At 67.1% G+C, this 13,042-nt stretch carries 14 protein-coding genes; 10 read left to right on the top strand and 4 right to left on the bottom strand.

Going from position 1 to position 13,042, the window contains the following annotated elements; genetic code table 11:
• Positions 1 to 10 precede the first annotated feature (10 nt).
• From QM748_RS09065 to QM748_RS09055, 3 genes are all read right to left on the bottom strand, one after another.
• Entirely contained in the window at positions 11 to 904 is an 894-nt protein-coding gene (locus tag QM748_RS09065; protein WP_415246662.1) for an ABC transporter permease, read from the bottom strand.
• A complete protein-coding gene (locus QM748_RS09060) occupies positions 901 to 1,851 on the bottom strand; it encodes an ABC transporter permease (RefSeq protein WP_415246661.1) in 951 nt (316 codons plus the stop codon). Before QM748_RS09060 ends, QM748_RS09065 begins: the two co-directional genes overlap by 4 nt.
• Positions 1,852 to 1,948: 97 nt before the next feature.
• Positions 1,949 to 3,610: an ABC transporter substrate-binding protein gene (locus tag QM748_RS09055; protein WP_415246660.1), complete on the bottom strand. Its 1,662-nt coding sequence runs from the start codon at positions 3,608 to 3,610 to the stop codon at positions 1,949 to 1,951.
• Positions 3,611 to 3,877: 267 nt separating this feature from the next.
• Here QM748_RS09055 and QM748_RS09050 point away from each other — a divergent pair, with 267 nt between their 5' ends.
• The 10 genes from QM748_RS09050 (at position 3,878) to QM748_RS09005 (ending at position 12,921) form a co-directional block, all read left to right on the top strand.
• Complete coding sequence (locus QM748_RS09050) at positions 3,878 to 4,807, top strand: LysR family transcriptional regulator (RefSeq protein WP_415246659.1); 930 nt, start codon at positions 3,878 to 3,880, stop codon at positions 4,805 to 4,807.
• 182 nt (positions 4,808 to 4,989) lie between these two features.
• Entirely contained in the window at positions 4,990 to 5,721 is a 732-nt protein-coding gene (locus QM748_RS09045) for an aspartate/glutamate racemase family protein (protein WP_415246658.1), read from the top strand.
• Between the two features lie 295 nt (positions 5,722 to 6,016).
• Positions 6,017 to 6,904: a DMT family transporter gene (locus QM748_RS09040; protein WP_415246657.1), complete on the top strand. Its 888-nt coding sequence runs from the start codon at positions 6,017 to 6,019 to the stop codon at positions 6,902 to 6,904.
• A 74-nt stretch (positions 6,905 to 6,978) separates the two neighbouring features.
• Positions 6,979 to 7,875 carry a toll/interleukin-1 receptor domain-containing protein gene (locus tag QM748_RS09035; protein ID WP_415246656.1) on the top strand — a complete coding sequence of 299 codons (897 nt, stop codon included), beginning with the start codon at positions 6,979 to 6,981 and terminating at the stop codon, positions 7,873 to 7,875.
• 89 nt (positions 7,876 to 7,964) lie between these two features.
• A complete protein-coding gene (gene leuE / locus QM748_RS09030; protein ID WP_415246655.1) occupies positions 7,965 to 8,627 on the top strand; it encodes a leucine efflux protein LeuE in 663 nt (220 codons plus the stop codon).
• Between the two features lie 217 nt (positions 8,628 to 8,844).
• On the top strand, positions 8,845 to 9,387 hold the full coding sequence (locus QM748_RS09025) for a YfiR family protein (RefSeq protein WP_415246654.1): 543 nt from the start codon (positions 8,845 to 8,847) through the stop codon (positions 9,385 to 9,387).
• Positions 9,384 to 10,667: a diguanylate cyclase domain-containing protein gene (locus tag QM748_RS09020; protein WP_415246652.1), complete on the top strand. Its 1,284-nt coding sequence runs from the start codon at positions 9,384 to 9,386 to the stop codon at positions 10,665 to 10,667. Before QM748_RS09025 ends, QM748_RS09020 begins: the two co-directional genes overlap by 4 nt.
• Positions 10,664 to 11,182 carry an OmpA family protein gene (locus QM748_RS09015; RefSeq protein WP_415246651.1) on the top strand — a complete coding sequence of 173 codons (519 nt, stop codon included), beginning with the start codon at positions 10,664 to 10,666 and terminating at the stop codon, positions 11,180 to 11,182. The genes QM748_RS09020 and QM748_RS09015 overlap by 4 nt, the downstream gene beginning before the upstream one ends.
• Positions 11,183 to 11,194: 12 nt before the next feature.
• Positions 11,195 to 12,163 carry an ABC transporter ATP-binding protein gene (locus QM748_RS09010; protein ID WP_415246650.1) on the top strand — a complete coding sequence of 323 codons (969 nt, stop codon included), beginning with the start codon at positions 11,195 to 11,197 and terminating at the stop codon, positions 12,161 to 12,163.
• The gene (locus QM748_RS09005) at positions 12,160 to 12,921 is read left to right on the top strand and encodes an ABC transporter permease (protein ID WP_415246649.1); all 762 of its coding nucleotides are present in this window, start codon (positions 12,160 to 12,162) and stop codon (positions 12,919 to 12,921) included. The genes QM748_RS09010 and QM748_RS09005 overlap by 4 nt, the downstream gene beginning before the upstream one ends.
• On the opposite strand, the gene QM748_RS09000 is transcribed toward QM748_RS09005, so the two are convergent.
• The gene (locus QM748_RS09000; protein ID WP_415246648.1) at positions 12,893 to 13,024 is read right to left on the bottom strand and encodes a hypothetical protein; all 132 of its coding nucleotides are present in this window, start codon (positions 13,022 to 13,024) and stop codon (positions 12,893 to 12,895) included. The two genes, QM748_RS09005 and QM748_RS09000, sit on opposite strands and share 29 nt — an antisense overlap.
• Between the last annotated feature and the right edge of the window lie 18 nt (positions 13,025 to 13,042).

The raw sequence follows: 13,042 nt of genomic DNA, 5'->3' as shown, positions 1-13,042 counted from the left end.
TTCTCCGTGCTCAGTTCTTGACGTCCATCGCCGAGCGCAGGCTGTCGGACAGGAGGTTGAAGGAGATCGAGGTGATGAAGATCATCACCCCCGGCAGCGCCGCAATCCAGGGCTGGGTGTAGATCGCGGTGCGCAGGGTGTTGAGCATCAGCCCCCATTCCGGCTCGGGAGGGCGCACGCCGAGGCCGAGGAAGGACAGGCCGGAGGCGAGGATCATCGACACCGCGATCAGGCTGGTCGCATAGACGAAGATCGGCCCCAGCACGTTTCCCAACACGTGCACGCGGACGATGGTGAAGGCCCCGGCGCCGGAGGCGCGTGCCGCTTCGACGTAGTCGCGGCCGCGCACCTGGGTGGTGACGCTTTCGGCCACCCGCGCGATCGGCGGGATGAAGACGATGGTGAGCGACAGCAGCGCGTTGCCGATGCCCGCGCCCAGCGCGCCGGACAGCGCGATCGCCAGCAGCACCGACGGAAAGGCATACAGCACGTCGATGGTGCGCATGATCGCGGTGTTGATGAAGCCGCCCGCGTAGCCGGCCAGGATGCCGATCGCGCTGCCGAGCACGAAGGCGATCAGCACCGGCGTGATGCCCATGAACAGCGACAGCCGTGCGCCCACCATCAGCCGCGACAGCATGTCGCGGCCGAGTTCGTCGGTGCCGAGCAGGAAGTTCTCGAAGCCGATCGGCTTCAGGCGTTTCAGCATCGAGGTCTGGTAGGGGTCGTGCGGCGTGATCAGCGGCGCGAAGATCGCCACCAGCACTAGCAACAGCAGCACCAGCGCGGCGCCGACCGCGACCGGGTCGCGGGCCAGCTTCTTCAGCACGCCGCTCCAGAAGCCGGCGGAGCGTTCGTAGGCCGGCGCCGCGGCGGCGGCGGGGGAGAGGGCGGTCGTCGTCATCGCTGGATCCTCGGGTCGATGGCGGTCTGCAGCGTGTCCACCAGCAGGTTGAGCAGCACGAAGAACATCGCCAGCACCAGGATCGTGCCCTGCAGCAGCGGCAGGTCGCGCTGGAAGATGGCGGAGTTGAGCAGGAAGCCGGTGCCGGGCCAGGAGAACACCGTTTCGATCAGGATCGAGCCGCCCAGCAGGTAGCCGAGCTGCAGGCCCATCACCGCCAGCGCGGTCGGCGCGGCGTTCTTGACCACGTGCAGGAAGATGCCGAGGTCGGTGAGGCCCTTGGCCTTGAGGCCGACGACGAATTCCTGCGCCAGGATGTCGGCCACCAGCGCGCGCACGGTGCGGGCGATGATGCCCATTGGGATCACCGACATCGTCAGCGCCGGCAGGATCATGTACTGCACGTGCGCCCAGTCCCAGGCCCAGGCGTCCGAGCCGCCGGGGCCGGCGCCGGTCGGCGGCAGCCAGCCGAGCCAGGCCGAGAACACGATCACCATCACCATGCCCAGCCAGTAGTGCGGCACGCTGACGCCCAGTACCGACAGCATCGAGGCGGCGCGATCGACCCACGAATCGCGGAAGTAGCCGGCGACGAAACCGAACAGGCTGCCGAGCAGGAATCCGATCAGGGTCGCCAGACAGGCCAGCATCAGGGTGTTGCCGACCGCCTTGAGCACTTCCTCGGCGACCGGCCGGCCGGTGGCGATCGAGGTGCCCAGGTCGCCCTGCAGCGCGCGCCACAGCCAACTGGTGAATTGCTCGATCCAGGAGCGATCGAAGCCGTACAGCGTCATCATCTGGCGTTGCAGCTCGACCGAGGCGTCGGGCGGCAGGATGGAAACCAGCGGATCGCCGGGCGAGATGTGCACCAGCAGGAAACAGAAGAAGGCCACGCCGAGCATGATCGGCACGGTGTAGACGATGCGTCTGAGCAGGTAGAAGATCATCGCGGACTCCGCACAGGGGGCGAAAGGGCGGCGAGGCGCGCCGCCCGCCAGGTCGATTCCCGCGGCGGCGCGGAGCCGCCGCCGCGGGCCGTGGCGCTCACTCGATGCGCATCGGCGCGATGTCGATGAACCAGCTCTGCGGCTGGACCACGCCCTTCATCTTCGCCGACATCGCGCGCGGGCCGACGTCGCGGGCGATCCAGACGAAGGGCGCTTCTTCCACCACGCGGGCGTGCAGCTTGGCCAGCGCGGCGTCGCGCTCCTTCTCGTCGAAGCGGGTGCGGGCGTCGGCGATCAGCGCGTCGATCTCCGCGTTGCCGAAGAAGCCCCAGTTGTTGGAGACCGGCGGGAAGGTCTTGGTGCTGACGAAGCGCACCATGGCGAAGAAGGGGTCCATCGACGCGTAGCTGACGTTGATCGCATCGGCGCCGTTGGCCGACGCATCCTTGGCGCCGCGCCGCCAGTTGGTGAACAGCGTGTTCCATTCCAGCACGTCGAACTCGACGTCGAAGAAGCAGTCCTTGAGGTTCTGCTGCACGTACTCGTTCATCGGCAGCGGCTGCATCTGGCCGGAGCCGGAGGCCGAGATCTGCACCTTGACCTTGACCGGCTTGGACTTCGAGTAACCGGCTTCGCTCATCAGCTTGCGGGCTTCGTCCGGCGCGTAGCGGATGTCGAAGCCCGGGTTGCCCCACCACGGATGGCCGGGATCGACCGTGCCCTTGGGGATGCCCATCATGCCGCCGAGCAACTCCCGCAGCTCCTCGCGATTGACGCACAGGTTGGCGGCGTGGCGCACGCGCTTGTCCAGCCACGGCGAGCCTTCGGCGAAGGACAGTTGCCAGGGCCACACGTGCGGCTGCGGGTTGCTGTGGATGACGAAGCCGCGGCTCTTGATCTGCTCCATCGCGTCGGGCGACGGCGCTTCGATCCAGTCGACCTGGCCGGACAGCAGTGCGGCGGTGCGGGCGTTGGCCTCGGGCAGCGGCAGCAGCACCACGCGGTCGATGGTCGGCTTGCGCTTCGGATCCCAGTAGGCGGTGTTCTTGACCATCTCGAGGCGCTCGCGCGGCACGAAGCGGCTCATCTTGAACGGGCCGGTGCCCGAGGCATCGGCGGCGAAGGCCACCCAGGCCTGCTTGGCGCGCTCGGCCGGGTCGGTGACGCTGGCCGGCACCGCGGCGTACTTGGCTTCCCAGTGCGCCGGCGAGGCGATGAACAGGTTCAGCAGGTTGAGCGGCAGGAAGGAATCGGGCTCGGAGGTGGTGAGCTCGACGGTCATGTCGTCGATCTTGCGCGCGCTGCGCAGCGTCGGCATGCGCGAGGCGGTCACGCCCACCTGGCTGGCGTCGAAATGCTTCGCGCTCTGGTCGAGCACCTTCTGCACGTTCCAGACGATGGCGTCGGCGTTGAACGGCGAGCCGTCGTGGAAGCTGACGCCGGGGCGCAGCTTGAACACCCACTTGGTCTTGTCCTTGGCGTCGACCGCCCATTCGGTGGCCAGGCCGGGAATCAGCACGCTGGGTTCGTCGGCCTTGGACAGATCCCACTGGGTGAGGGCGTCGTACATCGGAATGCCGGTGAAGCGGTTGCCCTCGAAACCCTGGTCGGGCTGGCCGAGGGTGCGCGGGATGTCGGCGGCGGTCATGCCGATGCGCAGGACCTTCTCTTGGGCCAGTACGGTGCCGGAGGCGCTGGAGAGCGCGATCAGGCCACAGCCGAGCAGGGTGGGCAGCAGGCGGAGCGGGCGGACGGACATGGCGGTTTCCTTGCGGGAGGTGGTTGATGTCGCGCTTCCTTTCGCAAGCCGTGTGCCCGTTTTTCCGCAGCGCGGAAAAAAAGCGGCGAATGCGGGCAGAACCGGGCCTGTTCGCCGCCCGTCCCTGAGTCATGGATGGTGGGCGGCAAGGCGCGGCAAGCGGTCCACGCCCCAAACTGGTGAGATTTCTGCGCTATTGCGGTGCAGCAGGGGGCGGATGCGGGTCCTTGCTTCGCTGTCCGCCATTCCATGGAACAATGGCCAGCCATGAAACCGCGCGCCCTGCTCACCAATCTCGCCGAAGCCGACTTGCGGCTGCTGCGCATCTTCATCGCCATCGTCGAGGCCGGCGGCCTGGCGGCGGCCGAACTGCGGCTCAACATCAGCCGTTCGGTGATCAGCCGCCACCTGAAGGATCTGGAGACGCGGCTGGGCGTGCGCCTGTGCGAGCGCGGCCGCGCCGGCTTCGCGCTCACCGAGGAAGGCAGCACGGTGTTCGATGCGGCACGCCGGCTGCTGGCCCAGGTCGAGGGCTTCCGCCGCGAGATGGCCGGGCTGCACGGCAGCATGCGCGGCGAACTGAACCTGGCGGTGTTCGACAAGTTCGTCACCAATCCGGCCTGCAGGCTGGCCGAAACCATCGCCGCTTTCGGCGCCGAGGCGCCAGCGGTAGTGCTGGACGTGCATGTCGCGAGCACCAGCGCGATCGAGACCGGCTTGCTGGAAGGGCGCTTCCAGGTTGGCATCCACCCCCACCATCGCGCCAGCGAGAGCCTGCTGAGCTGGCCGTTGTTCTCGGAGCGCATGTTCCTGTATGCCGCGCCCGGGCATGCGCTGCTGCGCGGCGGCGCCATGCCCGGCGACGATGCCTTGCGCGCCGCCGACTTCGTCGGCCTCGGCTATCACTCGCCCAACATGGAGCATTTCTGGCGCCTGGGGCTGAAGCCCGCCGCGCATGCGCACGACCAGGAAGCCAGCGTGCTGCTGATCCGCTCCGGGCGCTACCTGGGTTTCCTGCCCGAGCATTACGCCGCCGCCTTCGAGCGCGATGGCGCCTTGCGCCGCATCGAATCGGCGACGCTGCAATATCAATGCGACTGGGTGGTGTCGATTGCCCGCAGCCCTGCGCCCGGGCGCATCGCCCGCCATTTCACTTCCCGCCTGCGCGAACTCCATGCCGGCGCAGCCGGCGGGTGATGCTCCCTCAGCCCGGCCGTTGAATGGTGGGCAGCAGCAGAGAGGGGTGGCGTGGTTTTTGCTTTTTAGGCAGGGGACTGGACGCGGGCTTTCATCGGCGGCTGTCACGCACGGACCTGGTGCCGTGCAAGAAATCTTGCCGCCGGTACCGTCCGGCCCCATACCTGCCGGAAGGGTCACCCATGCATATCCGCCTCATCAATCCCAACACCACGCAGGCGATGACCGGGCGCATCGGCGCCGCCGCGATGCGCATTGCCGCTCCAGGCACGCGGATCAGTGCCACCCAGCCGGAGTCCGGGCCGGTGTCGATCGAAGGGCACTTCGACGAAGCGCTGGCGGCGGTCGGCGTGCTCGACGAGATCCGCCGCGGGGACGGCGAAGGGGTGGATGCCTACGTGATCGCCTGTTTCGGCGACTCCGGCCTGCTTGCCGCCCGCGAGCTGACCGCCGTGCCGGTGATCGGCATCGCCGAAGCGGCCTTCCATCTGGCGACCCTGATCAGCACGCACTTTTCGGTGGTGACCACGCTCGGCCGCACGGTGGTGATCGCCGAGCATCTGCTGCGTGCCTACGGTTTCGAGCACCACTGCCGCAAGGTGAGGGCAGCGGAGATTCCGGTGCTGGACCTGGAAGAGGACGGCGAGTGTGCCTTCGAACGCATCGCCGCCGAATGCCGCCGGGCGCGCGACGAGGACGGCGTGGGCGCGATCGTGCTGGGCTGCGGCGGCATGGCCGACCTGGTCGGGCGGCTGCAGACCGGGGTCGGCATTCCGGTGATCGACGGCGTCGCTGCTGCGGTCAAGCTGGCCGAGGCGCTTGGCGGGCTGGGCCTGGGCACCAGCAAGCATGGCGATCTGGCATTCCCGCGGGCCAAGCCGTATGCGGGGCGTTTCGCCTATTTCGGTAGTTGAGACGGCTTTGACCAGTTCCGCCGTGACCGCGAGGGCGGGCATCCGGTGAATCCAGGCCGCGAGGTCGAAGGCGCTGGATTCCCGCCAGCGCGGGAGTGGCGAAGAACGATCGCGGAACGACGCACAAGAATCGAATTGTCCGGATCTTTTCGGGCTGAAGGTTCGAGGCACGATGGGTTCGGAAACGGGCCGGCCGCGCTCCGCCCGGCTTCGGCGCGGCCAGCTTTGGCAATCGCTGCGGCATTCGGCCATACTCACCGGCTTTCCCGATCCACTCTCCCGCCGTGAGTTCCGCATGCAGCCCGTTCGCCTTGCCATCCTCGCCCTGATCCTGCTGTCGGCCATCTGGGGCTACAACTGGGTGGTGATGAAGCAGGTCATCCAGTACGTCGATCCTTTCGACTTTTCCGCCATCCGCACCCTGCTGGGCGCGGCGACGCTGTTCCTGGTGCTGGCCGTGCTGCGCAAGCCGCTGAAGCTGGCCGCGATGCCGCGCGTGGCGATGCTCGGCGTGGTGCAGACGGGCGCATTCACCGCGCTGATCCAGTGGGCGCTGGTGGCGGGCGGCGCGGGCAAGACGGCGGTGCTGGTCTACACCATGCCCTTCTGGGTGATCCCGATGGCGTGGTGGGCGCTGGGCGAGCGCATCCGCGGCATGCAGTGGCTGGCGCTCGCCGTCGCCGGCGGCGGCCTGGTGCTGATCCTCGAGCCCTGGGCGATGCACAGCAGCCTGTTCAGCAACCTGCTGGCGGTTGGCGGCGGGCTGACCTGGGCCTTGTCGGCGATCCTCGCCAAGCGCCTGCGGCGCGACCATGACTTCGATCTGTTGGCGCTGACGGCCTGGCAGATGCTGTTCGGCGCGCTGGCGCTGTGCATCGTCGCGCTGCTGCTGCCGTCGCGGCCGATCGATGCCACGCCTTATTTCTATGGCGCGCTGTTTTTCAACTCGGTGTTCGCCACCGGCCTGGCCTGGCTGCTGTGGCTCTACATCCTGCAGCACCTGTCGGCGGGCATGGCCGGGCTGTCGGCGCTCGGCATTCCGCTGATCGGCGTGCTGGCGGGCTGGGTCGAACTGGGCGAGCGGCCGTCGGCAGCCGAGTTCGCCGGCATGCTGCTGATCGGCGGCGCGCTGGCGCTGACCAGCCTGTGGTCGCTGTGGCAGTCGCGCCGGCAAGGAGACTGAGGTGCAGGCGGCGGTGGCCGGCCGATCATCTGCGTGCTTGAATGCAAAGCGTGGTCCACTCGTGTTGAACGTCCGTGCCCAGCCTGTTCGTTTCCTACCGCCGTGATGACAGTGCCGGATTCGCCGGCCGGCTGACCGATGCGCTCGAGCAGCGGCTGGGGATTGGCAGCGTGTTCCGCGATGTGGACGACATCCGTCCAGGCGCTGATTTCGAGATCGCCATCGGGCACAACCTGGAGAAGGTTCAGGCGGTGCTGGTGATCATCGGCCCCGGCTGGCTCAGTGCCGGCAGGGATGGCGAGCGCCGGCTGGACCGTGCCGACGATTACGTGCGGCGTGAAATCGAATGTGCGCTGGCTTCGGGCAAGCCAGTGGTGCCGGTGCTGGTGGGGGGCGCGTCGATGCCGGCCGCGGATGGGTTGCCGCCATCCCTGCGTGGGCTGGCGAGCCGCCATGCGCTGTCGCTCAACGATGCCTCGTGGTCGGCCGACCTGCAGCGGCTGCACGCCGCATTGGAGCAGTGGCTGCCGGCTGGCCCGGCGCCGCGCCGGCGGCTCGGGCCTGGGGTGGCGATGGCTGCCGTGCTGGCCGGCATGCTGGGTGCGGCCTGGTTATGGACAGGGGCTTCCGTGCCGGGTCCGCAGGCGATGCGGGGCGTGTGGGAGGCCGAAGTGAGCTACCCGTGGAACCTGAACCTGCGCGAGCGATTCGATTTCGCCGTGGATGATGGCGTGATCGAGGGCAGTGCCAGCTTTCTCGGTGTTCCGCGCCTGCTCGAGAAGCCCGAGTGGCGCAGCGGCCGCCTGCGTTTCAGTACCCGGGCCGAGTCCGTCGTCGGCGGCGACGCGGTGCAGGAAGTGGTGCAGCACTACGAGGTGTGGGCCGACGGCGATGCCCTGCGCGTGCGCCTGCAGATCCAGCGCGGCGGCAGCGTGGATGCACCGCTCGAATTCACCGCCGTGCGCCGCTGAGGCGGAAGCGGGTGCTGCCGCCTCGCACTGGCTTGCCGGCATGGCGCGTGGCAAAGTAGCGGATTCGTCACCTGCCTGCGGATGCAGCCATGCTTTACGGCATCACTGACCTGAGTACCTTCATTCTCGGCACCGTTTTCATCGTGCTGCTGCCTGGTCCGAATTCGCTCTACGTCATGGCGACGGCCTCGCGCTGGGGTGTGGCCGCAGGCTACCGCGGCGCTGCGGGGATCTTTGTCGGCGACACCATCCTGATGCTGCTCGCCGTGATGGGCATGGCTTCGCTGCTGCGCGCCACCCCCGGCTTGTTCATGATCATCAAGTACGCCGGCGCGGCCTATCTCGCCTGGGTCGGCGTCGGGCTGCTGCGCGCCAGCGTCGCGGCCTGGCGGCGCGGCGATGAAAGCGATGCCGAAGCCGCCCCCGACTATCCCGCGGTGGATGGTTCGCCGCATCCCTTCCGCACCGCGCTGATCATCAGCCTGATGAATCCGAAGGCGATCCTGTTCTTCGTTTCCTTCTTCATCCAGTTCGTCGATCCGGCCTATGCCCACCCAGGGCTGTCCTTCGTGATCCTCGGCGTCATCGTGCAGATCTGCAGCGTTCTCTACCTGTCGGTGCTGATCTTTTCGGGGGCGAAGCTCGCGGCCCGCTTCCGCCGCCATCGCCGTGCGGCCGCCGGCGCCACGGCGGGGGTCGGTGGCGTGTTCATCGGCTTTGGCGCCAAGCTGGCGACGGCGACGCTGGGCTGACGAGTTGCCGTCCAGGCCCGATACGCCGCGCCGGTACCTGCAGGAAGGAGTGCGTCCGCTTCGTCCATCGATGCCCGTGGAATTGCGTTTGCCGCGACCGGGCGGGCGCTTCGGGCTAGAATCACGGCCGGCACATGCTGGTTTGCACCGACGTCCGGAACCGCCGCTGATGCCCGACGTGGCCACGCCGCAGGCTACTTCCGATGGAAACACCGACATGTTACGCAAGCTGATCATCTACTGCCTGGTGGCCGTGCCTCTCGCAAGCGGCGCCTGGCTCGTCCATGCCGAGGACGAGCCGCCGCCGCTGGACCGGCAGTTGAGTGCTGCCGCCATCGTCTGGGGCATCATCGGCTACACGAGCTGGCCGCAGCCGTCCCAGCCTTTGCGTCTCTGCCTGATCGGCGACAGCGAGCATGGCGGCACCCTGGACCATACCGGCGGCAGCTTCAGGCCGGAATACGGCGTCAACGTGCAGGAGGCGGTCACCGAACAGGATGCAGCGGAGCAGTGCGACGTGCTGTACGTGGGCAAGCTGCCGCCGGAACGTCTGACTGCGCTCGTCAAGACGCTCACCGGCAGGCCGGTGCTGACGATCGGCGAAGAGCGCGATTTCTGCTCCTTCGGCGGCATGTTCTGTCTGGACGACCGGGCTGACGGGAAAGGCTTTGCGGCCAATCTCGACGCCATTTCCCGCAGCAAACTGCGCGTCAACCCCCGAGTCCTGCAACTGACCAAGCAGTTGCTGAGCCAACCATGACGAGCATCAAACGCACCACTCTCTTTCAGGCTTTGCGCCGGCTCTACACCGACTCGACGGTGCTTGCCATCACGCTTGCCGGAACGGCGCTGCTCATCCTGACCCTGATCACGCTGCGCGGCCAGCTCGAGCAGCATCTGCAGCTCGTCGCGCGCACCATTGCGTACTCTGCCGAGGCTGCCGTGGTCTTCGACGACCAGCGGACGGCTTCGGAGATCCTGCTGCAGATCGCCGAGCGCGAACAGCTCAGGGAGGCCAGCGTCGTCACGCTCGACGAGCGTACGCTGGCCAGCCATCGATACAAGAGCAGCGGTCCGCTCGGGCATCTCGATGAAGCTGCCGGGCGCCTGCTGTTCCCCGACCCCATCACTGCCGAGATCCGCTACAACAACAAGCACATCGGCAACGTGGTGGTGCATGGCAATGGCGCACGCTTCATCATCTACACACTGCAGGCCGTCGGCATCGGCCTGGCCTGCATTGTCTTGTTCTTCTATGCCGCACGCCGTCTGGCAGGGCGGATGTCCCAGCGCATCATCGCCCAGCTCGAGGCGCTGGCCTCGGCCACCCATGGCGCCCGGCTGCAGCAGGATTTCAATCGCCGGGTGCCGACCCTGGACATCGTCGAATTCGACCAGCTGGGCAAGGACTTCAACGCCTTGTTCGCCGAACTCCATGCCCGCAATCTCGAACTGATCGCACGCCAGTCCAGCCTGGAAGTGGCGAACCAGACCCTGTCCCAGCTTGCGCTGCGCGACGGCCTGACCGGCCTGGCCAACCGGCGCGGTTTCACCGAAAGGCTGGAGAGGGCGCTGGGTGAAGTCCGCGATTCGGGCGGCAAGCTGAGTGTGCTGTACCTGGACAACGACCGTTTCAAGCAGGTCAACGACCGCTACGGCCATGCTGCCGGCGATGCGCTGCTGGTGGAGGTTGCCGACCGTATCCGCAACTGCATCCGCGACACCGATCTCGTCGCCCGCCTGGGCGGCGATGAATTCACGGTCTTGCTGGATTCGGTGCGTGACGTTGACGATGCGGTGCTGGTGGCAGAAAAGATCCTGGCTGCGATGGCGGCGCCGCTGGAAATAGGTGAAGCGCGGGTCGCGCCGGCCGTCAGCATCGGCATTGCCCTGTACCCCGAGCACGCGCGGACCGCAGACCAGCTCCTGACCGCAGCGGACCAGGCCATGTATGCTGCAAAAGAGAACGGGCGCGGGCAGTACCGGATTTTTGACCCCGCCAACCGTCATCGCCTCAATCACGGAGAGACCAGCGAATGAAGCACTTTATCGTCCCCCCCGGTCCAGGTCGGCTGCTGAGCCACTGTCTGCTGATGCTGGCGGCAGTGGCGCTGCTTGCCGCCTGCCAGACGATACCCAACAGGTTCGGCCTCAACTCCGAGCAGATCGAGGCTCTCGAGAAGATCGGCTTCGTCGAGATCGAAGACGGCTGGGGCCTGAATCTGAATGGCAGCATCCTGTTCGACACCGATACCGACCAGGTCTCGAGCGAGGCGTCGGCCATCATCGAACGTGTCGTCGACACGCTCAAGCGGATCGAGATCAATTCCGTGCGGGTCGAAGGCCATACCGACAATACCGGCTCGCCCGACTACAACATGGCGCTGTCGGCACGGCGTGCGGAAGCGGTGGCGCGCGTGCTTGAACGGCACGGCCTGGCCTACGGCAACATCGTGCGCCACAGCTTCGGCAGCACACGTCCGATCGCTGACAACGCCACGGCCGAAGGGCGCGCACAGAACCGCCGCGTGGCGATCATCGTGCCGGCGATGTGAGTCCGGCCTTCCATGCAGCCCATCATTTCCATCGACGGCCTGTCCAAGACCTACGCCAGCGGCTTCAGCGCGCTCAAGCGGGTTGACCTCGAGATCCGGCGCGGCGAGATCTTCGCCCTGCTGGGGCCGAACGGAGCCGGCAAGACCACGCTGATCAGCATCATCTGCGGCCTGGTCAATCCCAGCGCCGGGCGGGTCACGGTGGATGGCCACGACATCATCCGCGACTACCGTGCGGCGCGGGCGCTGATCGGCCTGGTGCCGCAGGAGCTGACCACCGACGCCTTCGAATCGGTGTGGAACACCGTCAGCTTCAGCCGCGGCCTGTTCGGCAAGCCGCCCAATCCGGCCCATATCGAGGAACTGCTGAAGGCGCTGTCGCTGTGGAGCAAGAAGGACGCCCGCCTGGTGTCGCTGTCCGGCGGCATGAAGCGGCGGGTGCTGATCGCCAAGGCGCTGTCGCACGAGCCGCAGATCCTGTTCCTCGACGAGCCGACCGCCGGCGTGGACGTCGAGCTGCGCCACGACATGTGGCAACTGGTCCGCCGTTTGCGCGACACCGGCGTCACCGTGATCCTGACCACCCACTACATCGAGGAAGCCGAGGAAATGGCCGACCGCGTGGGCGTGATCAGCAAGGGCGAGCTGATCCTGGTCGAGGACAAGGAAACGCTGATGCGCAAGTTCGGCGGCAAGCGCCTGACGCTGCAGCTTGCCGCACCGCTGGTCGAGATCCCGCCCGCACTGGCGTGCTACGGGCTGGTGCTGGGCAAGGGCGGCAGCGAGCTGGTGTATCACTACCAGGGCGAGGGCTGCGGGAAGGACGCGGCCATCGCCGAACTGCTGCGCGACCTGGGCAATGCGGGCATCGGCTTTGCCGACCTGCACACCGAGCAGCGTTCGCTCGAGGACATCTTCGTCGGCCTGGTCAGCGAGCGCGAGCGGAAGGGCAGGAACGAGGACAAGGGAGGACAGGGATGAACTGGCAGGCCATGCGCGCCATCTACAAGTTCGAAATGGCGCGTACCCGCCGCACGCTGCTGCAGAGCGTGCTGGCACCGGTGATTTCCACCTCGCTGTATTTCGTCGTGTTCGGCTCGGCGATCGGCGGCTACATCCCCCAGGTCGAGGGCGTCAGCTACGGCGCCTTCATCGTGCCCGGCCTGATCATGCTCAACCTGCTGACGCAGAGCGTGGCCAACGCCACCTTCGCGATCTTCTTCCCGAAGTTCTCGCGCACCATCTACGAGGTGCTGTCGGCGCCGATATCGCATTTCGAGATCGTCGCCAGCTACGTCGGCGCGGCCGCCACCAAGGCGATCATGCTCAGCCTGATCATCCTCGCCACCGCCACGCTGTTCGTGCCGCTGCGCATCGAGCATCCGCTGTGGATGCTGTTCTTCCTCGTGCTGACCGCACTGACCTTCAGCCTGCTGGGCTTCATCCTCGGCATCTGGGCGGACAACTTCGAGAAGCTGCAGCTGGTGCCGCTGCTCGTCATCACGCCGCTGACCTTCCTAGGCGGCAGCTTCTACTCCATCGACATGCTGCCGCCGCTGTGGCGGACGGTGAGCCTGTTCAACCCGGTGGTGTACCTGGTCAGCGGCTTCCGCTGGAGCTTCTACGGCAGCGCCGACGTCGCGGTCGGCGTCAGCATCGGCATGGCGCTGCTGTTCCTGGCGGTGTTCATCGTGATCGTGATGTGGATGTTCAGGACGGGCTACCGGCTGAAGCCGTGACGGACGCGGCGGCGCCGACGCCTTCGAACACTTCGTCCAGCCCGATCTCCAGTTCCAGCGAGGCCAGCACCAGCGCCCGCGCGCTGTCGCGGATGGCGGGCACCAGTCGCAGGAAGATTTC

Origin of the sequence: Thauera sp. (assembly GCF_047601425.1) — a bacterium.
In the GTDB taxonomy this organism is placed as follows: Bacteria; Pseudomonadota; Gammaproteobacteria; order Burkholderiales; family Rhodocyclaceae; genus Thauera.
The sequence above is the reverse complement of the archived record's forward strand: the minus strand, read 5'-3'. Positions and strand labels throughout refer to the sequence as shown.

Bases quoted from the DNA above. Each gene is read 5' to 3' on its own strand.
- QM748_RS09005 (WP_415246649.1), top strand. From the start codon at position 12,160: ATGAACTGGCAGGCCATGCGCGCCATCTACAAGTTCGAAATGGCGCGT.
- QM748_RS09025 (WP_415246654.1), top strand. From the start codon at position 8,845: ATGTTACGCAAGCTGATCATCTACTGCCTGGTGGCCGTGCCTCTCGCA.
- QM748_RS09015 (WP_415246651.1), top strand. From the start codon at position 10,664: ATGAAGCACTTTATCGTCCCCCCCGGTCCAGGTCGGCTGCTGAGCCAC.
- QM748_RS09010 (WP_415246650.1), top strand. From the start codon at position 11,195: ATGCAGCCCATCATTTCCATCGACGGCCTGTCCAAGACCTACGCCAGC.
- leuE (WP_415246655.1), top strand. From the start codon at position 7,965: ATGCTTTACGGCATCACTGACCTGAGTACCTTCATTCTCGGCACCGTT.
- QM748_RS09020 (WP_415246652.1), top strand. From the start codon at position 9,384: ATGACGAGCATCAAACGCACCACTCTCTTTCAGGCTTTGCGCCGGCTC.
- QM748_RS09040 (WP_415246657.1), top strand. From the start codon at position 6,017: ATGCAGCCCGTTCGCCTTGCCATCCTCGCCCTGATCCTGCTGTCGGCC.
- QM748_RS09055 (WP_415246660.1), bottom strand. From the start codon at position 3,610: ATGTCCGTCCGCCCGCTCCGCCTGCTGCCCACCCTGCTCGGCTGTGGC.
- QM748_RS09050 (WP_415246659.1), top strand. From the start codon at position 3,878: ATGAAACCGCGCGCCCTGCTCACCAATCTCGCCGAAGCCGACTTGCGG.
- QM748_RS09045 (WP_415246658.1), top strand. From the start codon at position 4,990: ATGCATATCCGCCTCATCAATCCCAACACCACGCAGGCGATGACCGGG.
- QM748_RS09060 (WP_415246661.1), bottom strand. From the start codon at position 1,851: ATGATCTTCTACCTGCTCAGACGCATCGTCTACACCGTGCCGATCATG.
- QM748_RS09065 (WP_415246662.1), bottom strand. From the start codon at position 904: ATGACGACGACCGCCCTCTCCCCCGCCGCCGCCGCGGCGCCGGCCTAC.